Consider the following 23,501-nt stretch of genomic DNA (forward strand, 5'->3'; position numbering starts at 1 on the left):
TTCCCCATGATAGATGATTTTGGACCTTTATGGCTTACGTTAAAGCTGGCTGTGACCGTTACGATAATCCTGTTGATACTAGGAACACCGTTTTCGTGGTGGCTTGCTCACACGAAGTCTCGGTTAAAACCAATATGTGAAACTGTCGTATCGCTTCCGCTTGTTCTACCGCCTACAGTTATTGGGTTTTACCTTCTGGTTGCCTTCAATCCAAATTCGCTTCTAGGAGCTTTCTGGATGACAATGACGGGCGAGACACTTACCTTTTCATTCAATGGGCTTGTCTTAGCTTCCCTCGTCTACTCTTTACCATTTATGGTCCAACCTCTTCAATCTGCTTTTGAAGTTGTCGGCAGAAAAGAATATGAAGCAGCTCAGTCATTGGGAGCGACACCCTTAGATGCGTTTGTGAGTGTTATCATTCCGATGTCATTGCGAGGGTTTATATCAGCTATGGTTCTAACATTTGCCCACACCATTGGTGAATTTGGCATTGTGCTTATGGTTGGCGGTAATATCCCCAACGAAACCAAAGTTATTTCAATTGCTATATATGAGCATGTTGAAACACTTGAGTATGCTCAAGCCCATTTGTGGTCTGCATTCCTTCTTCTCATGTCGTTCGCTATTCTTTTGGGCGTATACACTCTCAATAAAAGGTTTCGACTAAATGTCGGCTAATCGGCTTTATTTGGACATTGAAAAGAAATGGGAAAATTTCAATATAGAAATTTCTCAAGAATTTTCATTTGAGGCACCTGTCGCAATATTTGGTGCGAGTGGTTCGGGAAAAAGTTCCCTGCTTCGAATGATTTCAGGTTTGGAAACGCCTGATAACGGCTCAATACGATCCAGCGATGGCAGAGGAATAGAAACTGTTTGGTATGATCGCAAACAGAAAATCGATGAAGCAACGCATAAACGACAAATAGGGTATCTATTTCAAGATGGAAGGCTATTTCCTCACCTTTCACCTATAGAAAACCTGAAATATGCCGACAAACGAAGCAAACATCAGAATTCTCAACTCTCTCTAGATTCAGTCATCGAAAACCTCAATTTGTCATCATTGCTGGATAAGACCAGCAGAGAATTATCTGGAGGGGAAACGCAAAGAATTGTTTTGGGTAGAACATTGCTTTCACGCCCATCACTTTTACTATTGGATGAACCACTTACGGGACTTGATAGGGAGAGAAAAACTGAGATTCTTCCGTACTTAGAGAGCCTCCAGTCTAATTTTTCCATTCCTATAATATTAGTCAGTCACGATATAGAAGAAGTTTTGCGCCTTACAGGTTCTACTTTAATCATATCTGAAGGTAGGAAAATTGCTTTTGGTAAAACTCAAGAAGTTTTCGTTGAAAAACCTTTGGAACACCTACAAATTTTTACGCAATCAGATTCTTCTTTATTTGTAGGCGTTGTCAAAAACATCGACAAAGAGATGATGCTTGCTGAAATAGATGTATTAGGGCAGCAATTGTTTCTACCTCAACGTTTTCCTTTAAAGGTTGATCAGAAAATCGCTATCAAAATTCGTATGCAGGATGTTGGTATTGCTACAATTTATCCCCAAAATACGAGCTTTAAAAATATCATTCCATGCGTCGTTAGATCGTTCGAATTAGAAGAAACTAGTCCCTTTGGTGAAGTTGTGCTTGATGTAAATGGTCATTCTTTGAAATCTAGGATAACTCGTGCTTCTTTAATTAACCTTGGATTAAAAGCTGGAATGAATGTATTCGCATTGATTAAAAGCGCTAGCTTTCAGGATCATTCAATTTAAACCCGAGCTCATATCAAGCTTGCTTTCAAATATTAGTATCAGGTGAACATTCTCAATGGATCAGACCAAAGACCGCTCATTTATCTCTTCTGAAGATGCGATTTCCGATCTCATTAGACTAATGGAAAGACTTCGCGATAAAGAAACCGGCTGTCCGTGGGATTTGGAGCAAACTTTTGAATCTATCGTTCCTTATACAATTGAAGAAGCCTATGAAGTTGCTGAAGCTGTCAATAGAAATGACATGCAGGAACTTCGGGATGAGTTAGGCGATTTATTTCTTCAAGTGGTTTTCCAAAGTCAAATCGCAAAAGATCAGGGTGAATTTGATATTCAAGATGTTGCGCGTTCCATCGTCAATAAGATGGTTCACCGTCATCCACACGTTTTCGGGAGTGTCGAAATTGAAAACTCTGAAGCCCAAACAAGTCATTGGGAAGAGTTGAAAGCTAAAGAACGTGAAAACAAATCAGATGATAAAACTCCAGTTTCTGCACTTGATGGCGTAGCGTATGCGTTACCATCCCTGACAAGGGCTGAGAAACTTTTAAAACGGGCTGCTAGAGTAGGATTTGACTGGCCATCTGCAAAAGAAGTTACAGATAAACTTCAAGAAGAATTGAGGGAACTTGAAGAAGCTGCCACACAAAATGATCAAGCCCATGTAGAAGAGGAAATGGGTGATATACTCCTTGTTGTGGCCAATCTTGCCCGAAAGCATAATGTTGACCCAGAAAGCGCACTTCGCGCAGCAAATGCTAAATTTGTAAGCCGCTTTCAAGCAATGGAAGAACGTGCAAGAGAAATAGGCTCCGACTTTTCACAACTCAGTCTATCTGCTCAATCTGACCTCTGGCAGCAAGTAAAAGCTACTGAGACCAAATAAACATCACGACCTCATCACGTTTTAGGATTTAGATGATAATATAACTAAATTCATATCCAAGTCTGGATGCTCATGCGCAAATTCATTGAGTTCACGAACAGACAACTGCACACGGATAATGACATTTCCATTCTCATCAACCGTTTCATTGGAAATATCACAATTTTGATGAAGCCAAGAACGCGCACGCCCATATTTTGGTTCAATCTTCAGCTCAAATTCACGCGTTGAAGCAAATAGCTTGTCTTGCACCATTTGCATGAGATCATCTAAGCCCTCACCTGTCGTCGCCGAGGTCAAAGCGATATCATCTCGATTTTCCACGGTTGTCTTTAATGCGGTCAGCACATCATCACTCAAAGCGTCTGATTTATTCCACACTTCAATCACTGGAGGACGATCAGCATTCAAATCTTGTTCTAGTTTCGTAAGAACATCATTGACATCACTAGATTGCCTGTCAGTTTCAGGATGACTGATATCTCTTACGTGCAGTAATAAATCCGCTTCAATAGCTTCTTCAATTGTTGCTCTAAAGCTTTCGATCAGGTGAGTTGGGAGGTCCGTAATAAAACCAACCGTATCAATCATTGAAATCTTTTTGCCACTGCTCAACTCAACATCACGTGCAGTTGGATCAAGGGTTGCAAATGGCATATCAGCTGCAAATACACTCGAATGCGTTAGTGAGTTAAACAGAGTAGATTTTCCCGCATTCGTATAACCAGCAAGTGCAACTATTGGCGCGCCGCGACGTTTACGCCCAGCCCTTTGAAGTCGCCTCGTCCGACGAACAGCTTCAAGGTCAGATTTTAGTTTTGCGATTCTGCCGTCCAACATCCGTCGGTCAGCTTCCAATTGGCTTTCACCCGGACCCGCTAGGAATCCTGTTCCACCTCTTTGACGTTCTAAGTGTGTCCAGGTTCTTACTAGCCTAGAGCGTTCATATAATTGACGCGCCATTTCTACTTGCAATCGCCCTTCAGCAGAACGTGCTCTCACTCCGAATATTTCAAGTATAAGACCGGTTCGATCCATTACTTTAACATTCAAAGTGTTTTCGAGGTTTCGCTGTTGAATGGGGGAAAGCGAGCAATCGACGACGAGTAAATTGCCTTCGCAATCATCTAGCCTCTCACTGATGAGATCTAATTGACCGGCACCAAATAATTTAGCAGCATTGGGCTTTCTAATGCGGACAGCATCAGTAAAGCCCAATTCTACACCTAAGGCTTCAACAAGGCCTTGAGTTTCTTCGATCCGTGATTGATCATAGATTGGAGCATCAAACAATGCTGGAATGACTATTCCAGCTATTTGAGTTGGCACCGAGATATCTATTAAATTGGATGTATTCACGCTTCGTCGGAAGAGCCATCATCACCAGTAAATAATTTTACCGGACTATTTGGTGCAATTGTCGAAATAGCGTGTTTGTAAACAAGTTGTGGCGGTCTACCATCGCCTTTTAGTAACACACAAAAGTTATCAAACCATGTGACGACGCCCTGAAGCTTGACCCCATTCATAAGGAATATAGTCAATTGGACTTTGTCTTTACGTACAGCGTTTAGGAAGGTGTCTTGAAGGTTTTGTTTTTTATCGGATGACATTTTATTATGAGCCTCTTTTCGGGACTTTGTTATTAATTTTCCGTTTTGGGTCTTGGTTTAACGTTGCGACAAACTGAGTTTTGATTCGTAAAAAGTTTATCTAGTACTATTTGCGCCAAAAATCACTAGAAAACAATGGTGCCAGCGCTAAGACTTCAATACGCCCTAATATACACCCAATGGCAAGGACAAAGAGTGATGTAGAACTAGGGGATTGGTCCACGACAGCTGCATCCATAAGCGGACCAGCATTTGCGATCGCGCCAATGGCACCCCGAAAAGCATTTTCGACATTCAATCCAGTCAATGCCAGCAACATGCCTAGAATAATAGCGGCACCAAGATAGGCTATTAAATAAACCCATACGCCGACAACAATGGCATCTGCGCGAGTCCGCCCTTGGAACTTAAGTTTTGCTGTAGAATGTTCAAATGATAACCTTTTGAACTCAGTTAGCGCACGACTAAATAAAACCAATACGCGTGTCATCTTTAAACCGCCAGCTGTCGAAAGAGCTGCAGCACCTACAAAGACAAAAACATCAGGAATAGGTTGTGGTAGGATATCAAGAACTTTTTCACTTCCCGTTACATTCATTCCCGAAGTAGACACAAAAGAAAGTGCCTCAGAGATCAAACGAAAATCAAACTTCTGTTTTGAGATAGCCATTAGCAATACAAAGGCCAGTACGCCAAGTATTAGAATCTGCGTTTCGGTATCTCTTAGGTAAACTCTCCAACTGCTTTGCCTTAAAATATCCGCGTGAAGAGCGATATTTGTTGCACCGATAAAAAGTAAAAGCGTTATGACAGCCGCCGCTGCGGGAGAATATGCGTAAGCACCAGCTGCTCCACTCAAAGTCGCGCTGGTTGATATCGCAGCTAGGCTACGTGTGAAAGCATCAATAAATTCAGCGCCTGCCAACACAATGGCGAATGTCCCAATAATAGCAGCTATCCCATAAACCAGTGCTACAGTCGCCGTAATTCTACCAATACGCCCGAATAGATCGTCTCTAGTTAGCGTTAAGAGATGCGACCTGTGCACGCCAGGACCAGACAAATTTAAGGCAGCTAGTACGATAACTGCCATAACCACCCCCAATACACCGCCGATAAACTGCAAAATAGCGCGCCAGTAGCGTATTGAATCAGGTTGAACAGCTTCTCCAGCGGTTGTTCCTGTGGTCGTTAGATTGGAGACGGCTTCAAAACTTGCTTCGATCCATGAATTCGAAACACCCGACGCCCAGAAAGGGGGAGCGGCTATAAGCGGCATCAAAAACCAAAAACCAAGTACGAATAGAAGACCTTCCCTTGCTCCGGTTTTGGCAGGAACATCCCACAATAATATTAGAAATGACCCGCCTAAAAAAGTACCGAGAACTCCAGAAAACAGAAAACCACGCGCTGATGAAGCATCACCTGAGATGGATGCGAACAATCCACATAGCAACGCACAGGCACCTATGACGATAGCTGTTAGCCCAAGATGCTTGAGAACACTTGAAAGGTTCAATATTGTCTTCCCTTCCTTAGAGCCTAGTAATATTCAAGCTTAACGCGGAAAAGTTGATCGACTTTTCGGGCCATTTCTTTTTCTGCAAAAAGAATAACCGTATCTTGAACCTTTACGCGGTTAGATAGGTCTATTGGCTTGCCGTCTCGAATAAGTGCACCAGCGGAAATGCCTTCGGGCAATTCCTCGGCAACTAAACTCATACCCACTAAAGGTGCCGTTTCTTTAACTATACCTTCAACAACTTCAGCAGCACCATTTTCAAGTGATTTGAGATTAGACAATCTTCCTTGTCTCAATTTCAAAAGAATTTTCGAAACAGTGATCGACCTTGGATCTATCAAGACATCGATACCGACATTAGATTTGATGTTTGCCAAGTCAGCTTCATTTACGAGAGAAACAACCTTCTTCGCACCGATATTTTTAGCAAGCGCACCTAAAAGAAGGTTGGTTTTATCATCATTGGTAAGGCCAACGACTAAATCAGCATTTGAGACACCAGCTTCTTCGAGTAATTCTGGATCCAAGCCATCTCCATGCAGCACAATTGTTCTTTCCAATGCTTCAGCAGCATGGTTTGCTCGCTCACTATCTTTTTCTATCAAACGCACTTTAACCGTGTGTTTTAGCCGACCATTCTTCGTGTCTCTCTTGTGCGTTTTTTCCAATTGTTTGGCTACATTTAGGCCGATATGACCACCACCAACAACGACAACATGTCGGCTTTGCCCTTCAGACAAGCCAAGAATATCAAACATATGTTCAATTTTGTCCGTTGGGATGATCCAATAGATACGATCACCTAGCTTTATTTTATGATTGTCTTTTGGTGCAAATAATCTTTTGTCTCGGCCAATTCCAACAATGTGCGCACCGCTGTCTGGACATAACTCATATACATCCTCCAGACGTACTTCATGCATTGGAGAGTTTTTATCGGTGATTTCAACACCGAGGAGCTTGACTACGCCGCCTTCGCTTGAGCTTAAAATTCCCATATCTGCGGAAAGAAAAGCACCAGGCGTCATAAGCCCCTGCAAAATGGACTCACTTACTTCTGATTCTGGCGATATATGCATATCAATTGGCAGGTTATCGCGAGTAAATAAGTCTGAATATGCGGGATGCGTATATGCCTGACTTCGAATTCTTGCAATTTTGGTCGTAACTTTAAAAAGCGAATGTGCCACTTGGCACGTTACCATATTGACTTCATCTGAATATGTTACCGCAATAATCATTTCTGCGTTGTCAGCGCCAGCTTCCGCCAAGATAGCTGGATATGCAGCATGCCCAATAGTTGTTCGAACATCAAAGCGCGTTCCAACCTGCTCTAGAAGCTTTGCATCGGCGTCGATCATTGTCACGTCATGATCCAAAGAGAGCCTTTCGGCTATACCTTGACCGACGCGCCCAGCTCCACAAATGATAATTCGCATGTTTTTCTATCCAACACTGAAGTGTTAAAGCTTCTCTGAAGATGTATCTACACCCAAAGCTTTTAGTTTGCGATGCAGAGCAGATCTCTCCATACCAATAAAAGCTGCTGTTCGAGAGATATTTCCGCCGAAACGCGTAATTTGTAGCGTAAGATATTCTCGTTCGAATTTTTCTCGAGCTTCCCGAAGAGGTAGAGAAATGGTATCCATGGAAGCTGTGTTGCTTCCATCACCACTTCTATCAATTGGAAGATGGTCAGGCATTATTTGCTGGGAAGAATCCCCACCTGCAAGTATCAAAATACGTTCAACCACATTTCTTAGTTGGCGTACATTTCCAGGCCATTCTGATGATTGAAGTACAGCTAAGGCTTCTTCAGAGAAACTTCTAGCAGGCAGTCCAGAAGATTCACCAATACGCTTAGCAAAGAAAACTGCTAAATCAGCAATATCCTCACGACGACTCTCAAGAGAAGGCACATTTATTGGCACCACACTAAGGCGATAATAAAGATCTTCCCTGAACCGTCCCACAGATATTTCATCTTGAAGATTACGGGCTGTCGAAGAAATCACTCGGACATCGACTTTTACGTCGGAATTCCCATTTTCTCGCTTAAAACGTTGATCTATTAAAACTCTAAGTATTTTTGATTGAGTTCCTGCCGGCATATCCGCAACTTCATCTAAAAGCAGAGTTCCGTTGTGTGCCTGTTCAAACAGACCTATTTTCCTTGGTCGTCCGGTTTGATCTTCTTCTCCAAACAACTCCATTTCCATGCGTTCAGGTGCGATAGTTGCTGCATTCACAACGACAAATGGACCATCATTTCTTGAAGAATTAGCATGTATCATCCTAGCCACGAGTTCTTTTCCTACACCGGGAGGACCTGAAATAAGGACTCGACTATTGGCAGGTGAAACTTTGGCTATCGCAGCTCTTAATTGTTGCGTTGCCTGACTGTCACCTATCAATTGATCGCTTATAGCTGTTTGTGATTTAAGTCGTGTATTTTCTCTGCGCAATTGAGCTGCTTCTAGGGCTCTTTGCACTAGCACTAATAATTTATCTGAGTTGAACGGCTTTTCTAGATAATCATATGCACCGTTTCGAATTGCTGTAACCGCAGTTTCTACAGTTCCATGCCCTGACATAATGATTATCGGCATATTGGGATCTAATTCTTTCAGCATTGAAAGAATTTCCAAACCATCAAATTCTGACCCTTTTAGCCAGACGTCTAACAGCACAAGATTTGGTGCACGTTCTCTAACTGCATCCATAGACTGCTTTGCATCAGCAGCAGTACGGACTTTGTAGCCTTCATCTTCTAGAATACCACCGACTAGCTCTCGAATATCCGTTTCGTCATCAACCACTAAGATTTCAAACGCCATCATGCTACTCCTTCACTTGAGGGGGTTAATTCCTCATCTTCATTAAGTACGGTAAGTGGCAAACTGATATTCACACGTGCGCCAGATTCCGCTAATTCATTATCCCCTAGGGTTATTTCGCCGCCATGATCTTCGACAATACGACTTACAATCGCCAAACCGAGACCAACCCCCGTCTCGCGTGTTGTTACATATGGCTCCAACAAGCGGCTTCTGTCTTCAACGGGAAACCCAACCCCAGTATCTCGAACAGTTAAAATTGCTTTTTCAGACATAACTTCCAGATTTATAGAAACAGAACCAACTTTAATCTCACCAGTGAGTATGTGCCGTTCGACAGATTCACGTGCATTTTTGATGATGTTTGTTAGCGCTTGACCAAGCAGACGTTCATCGCCTGTCATCATACTTTTTTGTTCTGGAACTGTAGCAACAATAGCAACTGTAGGTGATGCCAAACGTTGTGCAAATGCAATATTTTGAACAAGCTCATTCAAGTCAAACGGAGCTAAAGTCGGTTTTGGCATACGTGCAAAAGAAGAAAATTCTTCAACCATGCGACCAATATCTCCAACTTGACGCAAGATCGTGTCGGTACAGCTATCAAAAGTGTCCTTATCTATAGTAATTTGTTTGCCAAAACGCCTTTGTATCCGTTCGGCAGAAAGCTGTATTGGTGTTAGCGGATTTCTAATTTCATGCGCAATTCTGCGAGCTACATCTTTCCATGCGGCTTGCCTTTGCCCAGCGACCAATCTGGTCGTATCATGGAATGTAACGACAAAGCCACTCATTTCAGCTTCAGGAGAAATTCGAACGTGAATATCTCTAGTTCCTCGACCAGACGTAATCTGAATATTAGATCCTATTGCTTCACTAGATTCTACAGCTTTGCGGAGGGCAGATAAGAATTCCGGTGCGACTTCATGTAATAGAGCGCCCTGAAGCATTTCAGACGATAGCTCTAATAATCTACCGGCTGACGCATTAGCGAGTGTTATTTTAAAGAGCGGGTCTACGCGTATAACGCCTGCTTCAACACCCGATAACACCGTCTCAATAAATTCAGAACGCCCTTCTGCTTCTAGCCTAGCAGAGTCTAGATCTCTTCTTTGGCGTGATAAACGCATAGTCATCTGGTTGAACGCTTGAGAAAGGTCGTCTATTTCATCTCGACCTTTAGGACGATCCAATCGCACCGATAGATCACCGTCTCGTACTGACCTAGCCGCTGCTGCTAAATCTCCGATTGGCGTTGCAATTTGCCCAGCGGCATACATCCCCAACCAAGCTGTGCCTAAAAGGACGAGTAAAGCTGACTCGATGTAAGACAGCACAAAAACTGTTCTTAAACTGTCTTTTCGAAGTCCAGCAGCCCGATATTCTTCTAAACCTGCTTGTGTTGCTTTTAGTTGTTTACCGACCGAAATCGGACCTTGGCTCGCGCTATATAGGTATGCATTTGGATAAGCTGTAAGCCGTGTAAGCGTACTCACTACAAAGTCTTCTGAAACACTCACTGCGTCTTTGCCATTTTTTGCGGCAATCCAGTTTAGCTCGGACATCGGCCCTATTGTCAGAGGTGTGTCATTTTGCGTTGAAAATACTATTTCCTTCTGAGAATTGTAAATGGCAAGTACGGGAAGATTTCTCAATTGAGATTCCGCTGTCAAAAATTCTTTGAACTGCAAAGGAGCTTCCGTAAACGCAGCTACCACTGACGCATCATTTAAGTCTTTTGCCGCTTCAGTTACATTACTCCGCACATCACTTATGACCGCTGTAAAGGAAGCATTTGCAGCATCGGAAGCATTTTCGATTACGGCGTATACTCTTTCAGAGAACCAATTCTCGACACTTCTGTTTATTAGTGTCCCAAGTAACGCTGCGATTATCGTAGGAACCATTGCAGCTAGCCCGAATAATGCAATAATTCTTAGTCGAAGTCTGGCGCCACCTTGGGTGCTTCTATTCTCTCGAAAAAGTCGATAGATCCTCGCCATTAATGCAGCAGCAAGTATCAAGATAATGAACAGATTGGCCACAAGAAGCCATGTCATCATGGGGCTGCCGGCCGTAGATGTGTTCCCGACATCAGCAACAGATAGGTACGTCGCGAAAGTAGCTACGATTGCAGAAATCGCAAATAGAGCACGCAGCACAGCAGTCCCTACAGGACCATAATTTGTTGGAGATATGAGTTTTATTCTAGGGGTTCGCATTTATGCTTACTAAACTACGTGTCGCAACTGAGACACACTGATACATAAACGCAACACACGGGTTCGTAAACACTTATCTGCGTGAACACATTTAAGTGCACACGCAGAAAGTTTTAATTATCTTCGATTATTCTTCATCAGAAATCTCTAAGCTATTGATTTTAGATCTTAAAGTGTTCCTGTTTAACCCAAGTAATGAAGCAGCGCGAACCTTATTTCCATTCGTTGCAGCAAGCGCCAACTTCAAAAGAGGACGTTCAACTTGCTCAATTACATTTTGATAAATCGTACCTTCAGATTCATTTGCAATACTTAGCCTTGCCATGAAATGTCTAGACAATAACGCCTCTACCTCAGCCTCAAATGCATCCGTTTTTGTCTCTGGTTTTGTTCCAGAACGCATTTCTCGTTCAATTTCTCGGGCGGATATTACTGGTTCCGGACTCAAAGCAGCAAGGCGGCGGATCAGGTTTTCCAATTCTCGAACGTTACCAGGCCAATCATAGGCTGACAAAAGGTCATACGCAGATTTATCAAGTTGCTTTTCTGGTAAACCTTCTCTTTTTGCGCGTACTAAGAACGCAGCGGCAAGCTCTAAAATGTCTTCCTTTCTTTCACGAAGAGGTGGAAGAGATAGAGAGACAACATTTAGCCTGTAATACAGGTCTTCTCGAAATAACCCTTGTTCTACAAGATTGCGAAGATCGTGCTTTGTTGAAGCAATGATTCTTGCATCTGATTGTCGAACAGGACCACCGCCATGTGAGGAGTATTGTCCATCTTGTAAAAATCTGAGCAATCGGGTTTGAGCTTCCAATGGCATATCACCTACCTCGTCGAGATAAAGTGTTCCACCGTTTGCTTCGCCGACACGTCCGGGAGAAGATGCCTCACCATCAATATTTACCCCAAAAAGATCAGCTTCAACTTGTTCTTTTTGTAAAGCGGCGAGACTAACCGCAACGAAAGGACCAGACTTTCTTTTTCCAAGGTCATGAATGGCACTCGCACATAGATCTTTACCAGTACCACTTTCACCTTCAATCAACACCGTTAAATCTGTATTCATCACCCGCGCAATTACACGATACACGTTTTGCATAGGTGTAGAGCGCCCAATTAATGGAAGTGCTTCGTCTTTTTCTGCCTTCCGGCTAGCGGGTTCAATTCCTTTCAATGACCGCTTTTGAAGCGCGCGTTTTACAGAATCTGCCAATACATCAATATCAAATGGCTTTGGCATATAATCGTAAACGCCATGATCAGATGCCATTGTTGCTGTTAATACGGTGCTTTGTCCGCTTATAACGATAATAGGCAATTCAGGCCGCTCTTGGCGGATTTTCGGCATTATATCGAAGATTGATTCATCAGGCATATAGACATCTGTAATTAACAAATCTCCTTCTCCTGCCTCAATCCACTTCCACAGTGTTGACGCTGTGTTTGTCGATCTAACGTGATACCCTTCTTGAGCGAGGGTTTGGCTGACAACTAAACGTACGCTCGAGTCGTCATCTGCGACTAATACTGTAGGACCACTCACTATGATTTACCTTTATGTTTTTGATTTTGTTATAGGCAGCAACAGCTTAAAGCATGCTCCTGTAGAAGAATTGTCAAGTTCTACAAATCCGCCATGAGCTGATATAATTTCAGCAACAACTGTCAGGCCTATCCCTTCGCCTGATTGTTTAGTTGAGAAAAATGGGGTGAAAATTTTATCCGCAACAGATTTTGGTACACCGGGGCCATTGTCTTTGATCGAAACTTCTATAGCACCTGACCGGGTGATTTTTTCCCCTTTTCCATGACGCATACTCACGCCCGCACGATATCGAGTCTCTATGTGAATATGCCCATTGTCCCTAGTGTCTGTGATGGCTTCAGCAGCATTTTTGACGAGGTTCAAACAAGCTTCATGTATATGGTCTGGGTCAACGAAAATATCGGGCAATGACGGATCAAATCTGAAAGTTAGTTTTACGTTCTCCGCAAAACTTGCAGATGACATTTCCATAATTCTATCTAGAACTTGGTGAATATTCGTCATGGTAGGCCGAGGTCTGAAAAACGTTTCAAATGCAGCGAATCGATCAACAAGGCGCCCTATCCTAGCGCCCTCTTCCTTAATCAAAGTCAGCATAGACATTTGGTCATTGCGAGCCTGACGCGCGAGTAATTGCGCGGCACCCACTATACCAGCAAGAGGGTTTTTGACTTCGTGTCCCAGTATTCTAGCTACCTCAGCCATAGCGGCTGATTGACTTTTTGATTCATGATCCGCTTGATGGGCTGTTGGCGAAAGGCTTACCGCAATAATATCTTCGTTTTGAGACAGAGCGGCAGTCGCATCAATATGAATTGGTGAGATAAATGGGCCTGATAATACGATGTTTCTAGCAAATACAGTTCCTCCATCTTTCGCAGCTCTATGAATCAAATCAACTATCGGAGAATCTTTTGCAGTTAATTTTTCAAGAGGATTGCCTTTAAGAAGTGCAATGCTTTGGCAAAGCAGAGTTTCTGCCATGGGGTTGGCAAATTCAATGATGCCATCTAAATTTACACTGAGCGCAGCTACAGGAAGCGTATCAAGGATTTGTTCAGATAAGGTCATTTTAGTTGACATTAAACAAGCTCCTCAGTTCTACAAATGGCAGTTTTAGGAGCTTCCAAAGACGTAATTGCTGAAATGACATCATTTTCTGAGCTGATGCGGCAAAACCGTCCCCTAAGCTCATTTCTATCTTCAGTGTTTAGTCGAATTTCTTTGGAATAATCTATAAAAGCCGCGAGGTGCTTTCTAAAAACTCTAACACCTAACCGGTCTCCATAAAGCAAAACACTATCAGACACTTGTTCACATAAAGAACTCAATTTTTCAGACCAAGTTGGCTCAATGTAGGGACGGTTAGCCAAGTCGGAAGCTATTTTACCAAGCAACCAAGGCCGTCCCAAAGCTGCTCTTCCAATCATCACACCATCGGCTTGTGATAATAAAATAGCTTGTTTGGCTGTTTTAGATGAATCTATGTCACCATTCACGATAAGCGGCAAATTCGATGCTAATTTGACCTCTTTTACTTTATTCCAGTCAGCTTTCCCAGTATAAAACTGACATCGCGTACGACCATGCACTGTGATAAGTTTAACGTGTTCTTCTTCGCATATTTTGGCCAAGGCTGGAGCATTTAAGGTGTCATCGTCCCACCCCAGACGCATTTTCACACTCACGGGTAGTCCACCACCTTCACGTGCCGCAATGATTAGTTCACGCGCCAAATCAAGATCTCGCATCAAAGCCGCGCCAGACTGACCGCCTGTTACCTGCCGCGATGGACAACCCATATTGATATCGATTATGTCTGCACCTGCTGAAGCACTTATTCTTGCCGCTTCATACATCCATTTAGGGTCTCGACCTGCCAATTGCACAACGAAGGGAAAAGTGTTTTCAGGTTTCGTTATTCGCCAGACCATGTCTTGACGACCTGTGGCCAATTCTGAACCTGCTATCATTTCAGTTATAACGACAGGAGCACCAAACCTTGACGCTTGGCGACGAAACGGCGCATCGGTAGCACCTGACATCGGAGCTAAAAAAACCGCGTCATTAATTTCAACATCGCCAACAGATATCATTACAAATTCCAAAACGGCTTACATAGCCTAATTATTGTGCATTTTATATGCATATAGCAATCTATCAAGGCCATTTAGCGCAGCTTGATGATTAATATAGAGGCAGTCACCGAGATGTCACATAATACAGCAATTATCGTCGCAGCTGGCACTGGCTCCCGCTCCGGCCTTTCTACACCCAAACAGTTTGCGATGCTCAACGGACGCCCAGTCCTTGATTGGAGTCTTAGAACTTTTTCAGAATGCGGAAAATTTGACGAGATTGTTGTCGTTATTTCCGATGAATACCTGCAAACAGCTAAAGAAATCTGCCAACCATATAATAACATTTCTATTGTTCTAGGCGGTAAAGAGCGAGCGGATAGTGTCAGGAATGCGCTTAAGCACATTAAACCCAACTCTCCAGACATTGTTCTAATTCACGATGCTGCCAGACCAGGTGTGAGTTTAAAGATTATAGACTCACTGTTTGAGGCTTTGATTGATTATCTAGCTGCTGCTCCAGCACTTCAAATGATGGATTCTATAAAAAAAGTAGGTGCCGATGGAAAACTTGAAACATTGGACAGATCCCCTGTGCGTCGCATCCAGACTCCTCAAGCTTTTCGATTCAATACTATCTGGCAAGCGCAGAATGGAAAATCATCGCAATTTGTAGATGATTTGGAGGCAGTCGAATCATTAGGTGCCGATATCGCGCTTATTCAGGGTGAAAATAGCTTAGTAAAAATAACGCTGCCAGAGGACTTTGAGATGGCTGAAAAACTACTTCAAAACAGCTTAGAGATTAAGAATATTCTTCCTAGAATAGGAAACGGCTATGACGTTCATGCTTTTGAAGACGGTCAATCTGTCACTCTATGCGGTCTAGAAATCCCCCATTCAGCATCTCTTAAAGGGCACTCTGATGCCGATGTTGCGTGGCACGCATTAACAGATGCAATATATGGCGCGCTAGCCGAAGGAGATATCGGAACACATTTTCCACCAAGTGATGTGAAATGGAAAGGTGCTGCATCAAAAGTGTTTTTGAAGCATGCCGTTGAACTAGCAGACTCAAAAGGGTTTATGATTGCAAATGCTGATATAACAATTATTTGCGAAGCTCCCAAAATAAAACCACACAGCATGACAATGCGCGATATTACATCTAAAATATTGGGTATTCCATTAGATCGCGTAAGTGTTAAAGCTACGACCACGGAAAAATTAGGATTTACCGGACGAAAAGAAGGTATTGCTGCTCAAGCAAGCGTTTTACTTGTTTCAAGTGAATAACCTATAATTCAATAACATTAGGGTGTTTTTATGTTTGACAACCAATTGATTGAAGAAGCTCGTAAATTCTTAAGAGCAGCCCAAACTCAAAAATTAACTCTAGCTACTGCAGAGAGTTGTACAGGGGGACTACTTGCTGGACTAATAACTGAAATTCCCGGCTCATCTCAAACTCTCGAACGCGGTTTTGTGGTTTATACGAACCGCGCAAAACAAGATATGTTGGGCGTATCGGGTGATATTTTAGCTGACTTTGGAGCCGTATCTGAACCAACAGCAATAGCTATGGCAGAAGGTGCAATGGAACATTCTAGAGCTTCCTTAACAGTTGCAATCACAGGAATTGCTGGTCCTGGCGGCCAAACTCCAATGAAACCTGTCGGATTAGTACACATTGCCGCCAAACGCCGAGATAGAGAAACGTTGCATGAAGCATGTCATTTTGGTGATATCGGTCGTTCCAATGTCCGTCGCAAATCTATGGAAGTAGCGCTTGAGCTTTTGATGCGGCTTGCTCAGTAAAAGTCACTCGGAATAACGTTTTCTTGCTTCTTCTATGAAGACATCCATTAAAACGGTAACCGCCCTATTGAAATTAGCCTTCATTAATGCGTGTAGGAGAAAGTTGGAAAACTCAAATCTAATTTTAAAATCAACTTCGCAGCCTTTTTCATGGTCAGAAAATTGCCAGCTATTTTCAAGATATTTGAACGGCCCTTTGACGAGTTGAACATTGACTTTATTTTCCAATAGGCTCTTTTTAACGTCGGTTGTGAATGTTTCCGAAAACCCTTTAAACCCAACAGCGGCTGTTGCTCTGCCTTCCCATCCAGCTTCTGAATCGGCCTCTGACACAACTTTTAATGATCTTATCCAAGGTATGAATTCTGGATAACTTTTTACATCAGAAACCAATTCAAGCATTTGCTTGGCCCGATATGGTACGACGATAGATTTAGTAACAACCGTCATATCTTATTTTTTGGCGTTCATTTTTTCTCGAGCTTCTCTCAATTGCGCGAAATCTTCTCCGGCATGATACGAAGAACGCGTCAGAGGGCTTGCTGACACCATGAGAAAGCCTTTTGAGCGAGCAATTGTCTCGTATGTTTTGAATTCTTCTGGCGTTACAAACCTGTCGATCGCAGCATGTTTTCGTGTTGGCTGCAAATATTGACCAATTGTCAAAAAATCAATTCCTGCAGAACGCATATCATCCATCACCTGCATAACTTCTTCTTTGGTTTCACCCAAGCCAACCATTATACCAGATTTCGTAAACTGGTTTGGATCGCGTTGTTTCACCTGATCGAGCAATTTAAGAGAATGATAGTAGCGTGAACCGGGGCGAATGGATAAGTACAGCCGCGGAACAGTTTCTAGATTATGGTTAAAAACATCTGGTTTTGCATCAATGACGATATTGGCAACGTCACCTTTTCGTAAAAAATCAGGCGTCAGTATCTCAATGGTGGCATTGGGGGCTTGTTCACGAATCGAACGAATCGTTTCAGCAAAATGAGCAGCTCCACCATCTTCTAAATCATCACGATCAACTGATGTAATAACGACGTGCTCAAGTCCCATTTCTGCAACGGCCAGACCCACTCTACGAGGTTCATCTGCATCTAATGGATTTGGTTTACCCGTACGAACATTACAAAAGGCACACGCGCGTGTACATGTGTCCCCCATAATCATCATTGTTGCGTGTTTTTTAGTCCAACATTCCCCTATATTGGGGCATCCCGCTTCTTCACAAACAGTTGTGAGGTTACCTTCAGTCATGATCTTCTGAGTTTTTGCAAACTCAGCACCCATAGGTGCCTTCACCCTGATCCAGTCGGGTTTTTTTAGAACCGGCGTATCGGGACGCTTTTGTTTTTCAGGATGGCGCACGTCTGGTTTGGATGCGCGGCGATCTTTTAGCGTGTTGAAGAGTTCTGTCATGTTCGGAAAATGGGCCTGATTTATATTAGGATCAAGTATAGTGATGAATTAGAGCTTGTCGACATGTTAAAATATTTCGTATCCATACCTTAAAAGTATCACAACAAGTGATCAACACGTCGGATGGGAGTAGGAAATGTCAAATCTAGATGTGTCTTTCGACATTAGAAAAGCACAGAAAAATATATTTGGTGCATTACTCGATGCTCGTTCAAAAGTCGGCGGAAAGAAAATTATCATTGAAGACTCTGATGGTAGACAACTCAGTTATACAGAAATTGTCAGAGCAAGCTTTGCCCTTGGAAGTGCACTAACTAAAGGAAGAATGAAAGAAGAAACTATGGGAATCATGCTCCCTACCGGAGCTGGTTCTATCATCTCTTTCTTTTCTCTCAATGCTTATGGCCGCATACCGGCTATGCTTAACTTCACCGCCGGAAGTGCAAATATCAAAGCAGCTTGCAAAGCTGCAAATATAACAAACATCATTACCGCACATCAGTTTGTAGAAAAAGCAAACCTAAAAAACCTTGTTGATGAACTCAAGAATGAACTCAATTTCATCTACTTAGAAGACGTCAGAGAGTCGCTTACATTTATGGACAAAATCAAAGGTGGTTTGGGTCCATTCATACCTTGGCTATTTCGTTCACAAGCGCATTGGGATTCTCCTGCTGTAACTCTTTTCACATCAGGCACTGAAGGTAGTCCCAAAGGAGTTGTTCTTTCACATGCCAATCTAGTGTCTAATGTTTTTCAAATTATTCAACATGTTGAAGGCATGCTCACGCCTAAAGATATCATGTATAATCCACTTCCAACTTTTCACTGTTTTGGACTAACAGCTGGGGTCATGATAGGATTACTTACAGGAATGAAGGTCGTCCTTCACCCCTCTCCTTTGCAAGTGAAAGAAATCCCTAAGCGAATAGCTGACACTAAAGCTACGATTCTTTTTGCAACAGACACTTTTCTCAACCAATACGCCAGAGCCTCCGGCAATGAGGAATTAAGTTGTTTACGATATGTCGTCTGTGGTGCTGAAAGCGTCAAAAAAGAAACTAGAGATTTCGTCAAAAAGAAATTTAATGTCGATATTCTCGAAGGCTATGGAGCGACAGAAGCAGCTCCTGTTCTTGCCGTGAACCAACCAGATTTTAATAGACCAGGCACTGTAGGAAGGCCCCTTCCTGGTATTGTGGTCGAATTTGAGCCTGTTGACGGCATCGTTGGTGCGGGACGAATGAAAGCGAAGGGGCCCAATGTTATGCTTGGGTATCTATCTGAAGATGATCCCATGGTTCTAAAACCAATCGAAGATGGATGGCACGATACCGGCGACGTTGTTAGTCAAGACGAAGACGGCGCTCTGACAATACGCGGACGCATCAAGAGATTTGCAAAAATTGGTGGAGAAATGGTGTCGTTGGCAGTTGTGGAAAATTGCGCTCAAAGTGTATGGCCAGAACACAACCATGCTGCGGCGGTTTTACCAGATCCCCGCAAAGGCGAGCAAATTATACTTCTTACGACGAATGATAACGCAGATAGAATGGATTTACTTCATTGGTTTCAAAATCACGGGGTCAGCGAACTTTCCCTACCTCGGAAAGTATTCAAAGTAGATGAAATTCCACTGTTAGGGTCAGGAAAAATGGATATTGGGTCCGTACAAAAACTGGCAGCTGACAGAATCAAGACCGCATAATCTCAATATTGTGAAATTACGATGCTAAGAGAAAGCTGAAATTATCTTTGAGTATTTGTTCGAATTCAAAACCGCTAATAAAAGTTGAAAAACTGATACTCCGGCAATGACTAAACCCAACGCGGCAATGTAACAACCGCCGCAGTGTAATGCACCGTTTACAGAAAATGTACTTTGGGTAACTGCATTCAAATCCTGTGTACACCATGTTGCGCCAAATACGTTATCCACTTTATTTGTAGCGCAAGAACGCATAGCCAACCCAATGCTGGTAAGTGCTGTGGCAGCGCCTAAACTTATAAAAGACCACTTATTCAACATCTTACATACCTTTTCGGCAAGACAATAATTCTGAACGCTCAAAAACCCTATAATAAATCTGGATTTCTGTCATTGCGGCAAAATGTGCCGTTGTAAAATTAAAAGAACCAGCGCATTCACAATAATAGACGGATTTATTGTGTGGTTTTTTAGCCTCATTTTAAATATGGTGAAAGCAACTCCAGATGGCTACAATGCGAGGGGGCAAACAGTGACGAATATGCAATTGCGAGGGGCAAATGGACCCGATATTAGTGTTGTGAGTGTAGGGATTTTTACGACCCTACTTGCTTTCATCACATTGTATGTAGCTTCCCGGTCGGTCGATCCAGGAATGGGTTTTCACGCTGGACTTCTATCAGCAGGATTTGTGCTCGGCACGTTAGCGCTAGTCTTTTGGTACGCTGGGCGCGACGACGAGCAAGTATTTGATCCCACAAAATATGAAGACGGTATCGTAAAAGCCGGTGTCTTTGCTTCAATGTTTTGGGGAATTGCAGGATTACTCGTCGGAGTCATTATTGCCCTGCAATTGACCTACCCCAATCTCTTTTACTTCGACCAATGGGGTTTCACGAACTTTGGTCGTCTACGCCCTTTGCACACATCTGCCGTGATCTTCGCTTTTGGAGGAAATGTCCTCATATCAAGTTCATTCTATGTTGTTCAACGAACCTGCCGCACTCGACTTGCTGGCGGTGCGTGGCCTTGGTTTGTTTTTTGGGGATATCAACTTTTCATCGTAATAGCCGCAACCGGTTATTTGATGGGGATCACACAATCAAAGGAATATGCAGAACCTGAATGGTATGCAGACCTATGGCTGACAATCGTATGGGTTGGGTATCTTTTTGTATTTCTTGGTACAATTTGGAAACGTAAAGAGCCACACATCTACGTTGCCAACTGGTTTTACCTTTCTTTTATAGTCACAATTGCAATGCTTCACATTGTAAACAATTTAACTCTGCCCGTAAGCTTATTTGGCTCAAAAAGCTATATAGCTATGGCTGGAGTTCAAGATGCCCTGACGCAGTGGTGGTATGGACACAATGCTGTTGGTTTCTTTCTGACGACTGGCTTCCTTGCCATAATGTACTACTTCATCCCCAAACGCGTAAATCGTCCGGTATATTCCTATCGCCTTTCAATCGTTCACTTTTGGTCTTTGATTTTCATATACATTTGGGCCGGTCCACACCATCTCCATTACACGGCATTGCCTCAATGGGCACAAACCTTGGGTATGACATTCTCACTTATGTTGTGGATGCCGTCATGGGGCGGAATGATCAATGGTTTGATGACGCTATCAGGTGCATGGGACAAGCTGAGAACTGATCCTGTAGTTCGAATGATGGTTCTTTCATTAGCATTCTACGGAATGTCGACTTTTGAAGGTCCATTAATGTCTGTGCGTGCTGTTAATTCATTATCCCACTATACCGAATGGGGTATTGGACACGTGCATTCAGGTGCTCTTGGATGGGTAGGTTTCATATCATTTGGCGCTCTCTATTGTATGACTCAATATCTATGGAAACGACCACGTATGTATTCCATAGCGATGGTTGAATGGCATTTCTGGGCTGCAACTTTAGGAATAGTTCTCTACATAACCTCAATGTGGGTCGCAGGAATTATGGAAGGCCTAATGTGGCGTTCATACAATGAATTCGGATTCTTGGAATACTCATTCGTTGAAACTGTAGAAGCCAAACATATTGCATACATTATCCGCTCACTTGGTGGTGTTCTTTACCTCGGCGGAGCCATTGTGATGGCATATAATTTATGGCGAACAGCACGCGGCGACACCCGCCTCTCCGAACTCAGCGATGCGGAGCGTGCAGAACTCTTAAGCAATGAACCTGTTACAACACGCGCTCCAGCGCAACCAGCAGAATAGGAGCTTTGGAACATGTCTTTGTTTAACAAACACTCATTTCTCGAAAAGCATTCATCAATACTGACAATTGGTATTTTGTTTGTTGTTGCTATCGGTGGATTAATCGAAATTGCTCCGCTCTTCTATTTGAAGAACACAATCGAAAAAGTGGAAGGAATGCGCCCCTACACACCTTTAGAACTCGCAGGCCGCAATATTTACATCAGAGAAGGTTGTTATGTCTGCCACTCACAAATGGTGCGACCTTTGCGAGATGAAGTTGAACGCTATGGTCATTACTCATTAGCTGCAGAAAGCATGTATGATCACCCGTTCCAATGGGGGTCTAAACGCACAGGGCCAGACCTCGCAAGATTGGGCGGAAAATATGCTGACACATGGCATATGGACCACATGAAAGACCCGCGATCTGTCGTTCCAGAATCTGTAATGCCTCCCTATGCATTCATGATTGGTCGACCATTGAAATTTGAAAATATTGAAGCGGACATCAAAGCCATGAAAGCGTTGGGTGTCCCCTATACAGATGAAATGGTCGAGTTTGCAAAATCTGATTTGATTGTCCAAACCGACCCTAACTCTGATTGGGAAGAAATGGTCGAGCGTTACGAAAACTTGGCTGGCCGGGAAGGTTCCGTTGCTGTTCGCGCGTTTGATGGCGATCCTGAAAACGTCACTGAAATGGACGCTTTAATCGCATATATGCAAATGCTGGGTTCACTAGTCGATTTCGATAAATACGAAGCCGACGACCTACACAATAGGAGATAGGGTTTATGACTTATCACGCTCTATCAAGCTTTGCCCAAACTTGGGGACTTCTCTACTTCGTTCTCATGTTTGCCGCTGCGCTAGCATACGCGCTTTGGCCGTCAAATAGATCTACTTTTGATGCCGCAGCAAATGTTCCTTTAGAAGATCGGGAGATTTCCGATGACAGATAATAAAAATAAAGATGTCGATGCCTTTTCCGGTGTAGAAACAACCGGCCATGAATGGGACGGTATCAAAGAGCTAAACAATCCACTGCCTCGTTGGTGGCTCTATGTCTGGTATGCCACAATAGCATTTTCTATTCTTTGGTGGATTTTGATGCCGGCTTGGCCTGCACTACCAGGGTTTCAGGGAAATACAGTCGGGGTTTGGAATCAATCTGACCGCGCTCAAGTTGGTGAAGCAGTTGGAGAACTACGCTCTGCGCGAATTGAAAATGCCCAAAAACTCATGAGTGCTTCTCTTGAAGAAATTGAGAAAACACCAGAACTACAACAATTTGCACTGGCTATGGGTGAAAGTTCATTTGGTGATAATTGTGCGACTTGTCATGGAGCTGGCGGACGAGGTGCTATTGGCTACCCAATGCTTGCTGATGATGTTTGGTTGTGGGGTGGTTCGCTAGACGATATTCAACAAACAATCACGTACGGAATTCGTTCAACCCACGATGAAACACGCTATTCTGAAATGCCAGCTTTTGGTCGAGATGGATTTATTTCCGAATCAGAAATTGATGACCTTGTTCAAAAAGTTCTTTCGCTTTCAGGGCAGGAAGCAAATACCGATGCAGTTGCACGAGCTGAAGAAAATTTTGAATATCAGTGTGCTTCTTGTCATGGTGTTGATGGTACTGGGGACCGAACATTTGGTGCGCCGAATCTAACCGATCAAGAATGGTTATATGGCGGAGATGCCAGTGCAATTCGTGAGACTATTTATAGCGCACGAAACTCCATTATGCCGCATTGGAATGAACGCTTGGATGAGGCCACCATCAAAGCGTTAGCGGTTTATGTTCACACACTTGGCGGCGGCGAATAACAA

21 protein-coding genes are annotated in these 23,501 nt (G+C 43.1%); 10 read left to right on the forward strand and 11 right to left on the reverse strand.

All coding sequences use genetic code 11. The features are described 5' to 3' along the window. The first annotated feature begins 6 nt into the window (after positions 1 to 6). Genes modB through mazG form a run of 3 tightly spaced genes read left to right on the forward strand, consistent with a single transcriptional unit; the run spans position 7 to position 2,675 of the window. Positions 7 to 681 (forward strand): molybdate ABC transporter permease subunit, encoded by a 675-nt coding sequence (modB, locus tag HBAL_RS08285; protein WP_041302144.1) that lies wholly within the window; start codon positions 7 to 9, stop codon positions 679 to 681. Next, on the forward strand, positions 671 to 1,789 hold the full coding sequence (gene modC, locus HBAL_RS08290) for a molybdenum ABC transporter ATP-binding protein (RefSeq protein WP_015827492.1): 1,119 nt from the start codon (positions 671 to 673) through the stop codon (positions 1,787 to 1,789). Before modB ends, modC begins: the two co-directional genes overlap by 11 nt. 55 nt (positions 1,790 to 1,844) lie before the next feature. Beyond that, a complete protein-coding gene (mazG, locus tag HBAL_RS08295; RefSeq protein WP_015827493.1) occupies positions 1,845 to 2,675 on the forward strand; it encodes a nucleoside triphosphate pyrophosphohydrolase in 831 nt (276 codons plus the stop codon). A 21-nt stretch (positions 2,676 to 2,696) separates the two neighbouring features. Here the strand turns inward: mazG and hflX are convergent, their stop codons facing one another. From hflX to HBAL_RS08340, 9 genes are all read right to left on the reverse strand, one after another. Then, entirely contained in the window at positions 2,697 to 4,004 is a 1,308-nt protein-coding gene (hflX, locus tag HBAL_RS08300; protein ID WP_233356655.1) for a GTPase HflX, read from the reverse strand. Positions 4,005 to 4,030: 26 nt separating this feature from the next. Next, positions 4,031 to 4,288 (reverse strand): RNA chaperone Hfq, encoded by a 258-nt coding sequence (hfq, locus tag HBAL_RS08305; RefSeq protein WP_015827495.1) that lies wholly within the window; start codon positions 4,286 to 4,288, stop codon positions 4,031 to 4,033. A gap of 106 nt (positions 4,289 to 4,394) precedes the next feature. Beyond that, positions 4,395 to 5,807, reverse strand: a complete 1,413-nt coding sequence (locus HBAL_RS08310) for a potassium transporter TrkG (RefSeq protein WP_015827496.1) — start codon at positions 5,805 to 5,807, stop codon at positions 4,395 to 4,397. Positions 5,808 to 5,830: 23 nt separating this feature from the next. Next, positions 5,831 to 7,249, reverse strand: a complete 1,419-nt coding sequence (gene trkA, locus HBAL_RS08315) for a Trk system potassium transporter TrkA (RefSeq protein WP_015827497.1) — start codon at positions 7,247 to 7,249, stop codon at positions 5,831 to 5,833. 24 nt (positions 7,250 to 7,273) lie between these two features. Further along, complete coding sequence (gene ntrX / locus HBAL_RS08320) at positions 7,274 to 8,647, reverse strand: nitrogen assimilation response regulator NtrX (protein ID WP_015827498.1); 1,374 nt, start codon at positions 8,645 to 8,647, stop codon at positions 7,274 to 7,276. After that, positions 8,647 to 10,869, reverse strand: a complete 2,223-nt coding sequence (locus HBAL_RS08325; protein ID WP_015827499.1) for a sensor histidine kinase NtrY-like — start codon at positions 10,867 to 10,869, stop codon at positions 8,647 to 8,649. Before HBAL_RS08325 ends, ntrX begins: the two co-directional genes overlap by 1 nt. A 127-nt stretch (positions 10,870 to 10,996) precedes the next feature. Next, positions 10,997 to 12,415 (reverse strand): sigma 54-interacting transcriptional regulator, encoded by a 1,419-nt coding sequence (locus HBAL_RS08330; RefSeq protein WP_015827500.1) that lies wholly within the window; start codon positions 12,413 to 12,415, stop codon positions 10,997 to 10,999. 12 nt (positions 12,416 to 12,427) lie between these two features. Next, on the reverse strand, positions 12,428 to 13,501 hold the full coding sequence (locus HBAL_RS08335) for a two-component system sensor histidine kinase NtrB (protein ID WP_015827501.1): 1,074 nt from the start codon (positions 13,499 to 13,501) through the stop codon (positions 12,428 to 12,430). Next, the gene (locus tag HBAL_RS08340) at positions 13,501 to 14,514 is read right to left on the reverse strand and encodes a tRNA dihydrouridine synthase (RefSeq protein ID WP_015827502.1); all 1,014 of its coding nucleotides are present in this window, start codon (positions 14,512 to 14,514) and stop codon (positions 13,501 to 13,503) included. Before HBAL_RS08340 ends, HBAL_RS08335 begins: the two co-directional genes overlap by 1 nt. Before the next feature lie 114 nt (positions 14,515 to 14,628). On the opposite strand from HBAL_RS08340, the gene HBAL_RS08345 reads away from it, so the two are divergent. After that, positions 14,629 to 15,792, forward strand: coding sequence for a bifunctional 2-C-methyl-D-erythritol 4-phosphate cytidylyltransferase/2-C-methyl-D-erythritol 2,4-cyclodiphosphate synthase (locus tag HBAL_RS08345; RefSeq protein WP_015827503.1), 1,164 nt, complete (start codon positions 14,629 to 14,631; stop codon positions 15,790 to 15,792). 30 nt (positions 15,793 to 15,822) lie between these two features. After that, on the forward strand, positions 15,823 to 16,314 hold the full coding sequence (locus HBAL_RS08350) for a CinA family protein (protein ID WP_015827504.1): 492 nt from the start codon (positions 15,823 to 15,825) through the stop codon (positions 16,312 to 16,314). A 3-nt stretch (positions 16,315 to 16,317) separates the two neighbouring features. Here HBAL_RS08350 and HBAL_RS08355 read toward each other — a convergent pair whose 3' ends face one another. Together HBAL_RS08355 and lipA are read right to left on the reverse strand one after the other, a co-directional pair. After that, positions 16,318 to 16,764: a type II toxin-antitoxin system RatA family toxin gene (locus tag HBAL_RS08355; protein ID WP_015827505.1), complete on the reverse strand. Its 447-nt coding sequence runs from the start codon at positions 16,762 to 16,764 to the stop codon at positions 16,318 to 16,320. A gap of 3 nt (positions 16,765 to 16,767) precedes the next feature. Beyond that, on the reverse strand, positions 16,768 to 17,742 hold the full coding sequence (gene lipA / locus HBAL_RS08360) for a lipoyl synthase (protein WP_015827506.1): 975 nt from the start codon (positions 17,740 to 17,742) through the stop codon (positions 16,768 to 16,770). A gap of 136 nt (positions 17,743 to 17,878) precedes the next feature. Between lipA and HBAL_RS08365 the strand changes: the two genes are divergently transcribed. The 5 genes from HBAL_RS08365 (at position 17,879) to ccoP (ending at position 23,498) form a co-directional block, all read left to right on the forward strand. Next, positions 17,879 to 19,450: an AMP-binding protein gene (locus tag HBAL_RS08365; RefSeq protein WP_015827507.1), complete on the forward strand. Its 1,572-nt coding sequence runs from the start codon at positions 17,879 to 17,881 to the stop codon at positions 19,448 to 19,450. A gap of 541 nt (positions 19,451 to 19,991) precedes the next feature. Further along, on the forward strand, positions 19,992 to 21,680 hold the full coding sequence (ccoN, locus tag HBAL_RS08375; protein WP_041302145.1) for a cytochrome-c oxidase, cbb3-type subunit I: 1,689 nt from the start codon (positions 19,992 to 19,994) through the stop codon (positions 21,678 to 21,680). Between the two features lie 12 nt (positions 21,681 to 21,692). Further along, positions 21,693 to 22,451 carry a cytochrome-c oxidase, cbb3-type subunit II gene (gene ccoO, locus HBAL_RS08380; protein WP_015827510.1) on the forward strand — a complete coding sequence of 253 codons (759 nt, stop codon included), beginning with the start codon at positions 21,693 to 21,695 and terminating at the stop codon, positions 22,449 to 22,451. A 5-nt stretch (positions 22,452 to 22,456) separates the two neighbouring features. Further along, positions 22,457 to 22,624: a cbb3-type cytochrome c oxidase subunit 3 gene (locus HBAL_RS08385; RefSeq protein WP_015827511.1), complete on the forward strand. Its 168-nt coding sequence runs from the start codon at positions 22,457 to 22,459 to the stop codon at positions 22,622 to 22,624. Further along, positions 22,614 to 23,498 (forward strand): cytochrome-c oxidase, cbb3-type subunit III, encoded by an 885-nt coding sequence (gene ccoP / locus HBAL_RS08390; RefSeq protein WP_015827512.1) that lies wholly within the window; start codon positions 22,614 to 22,616, stop codon positions 23,496 to 23,498. The genes HBAL_RS08385 and ccoP overlap by 11 nt, the downstream gene beginning before the upstream one ends. Positions 23,499 to 23,501: the final 3 nt, after the last annotated feature.

Source organism: Hirschia baltica ATCC 49814 (assembly GCF_000023785.1).
GTDB classification, from domain to species: Bacteria; Pseudomonadota; Alphaproteobacteria; order Caulobacterales; family Hyphomonadaceae; genus Hirschia; species Hirschia baltica.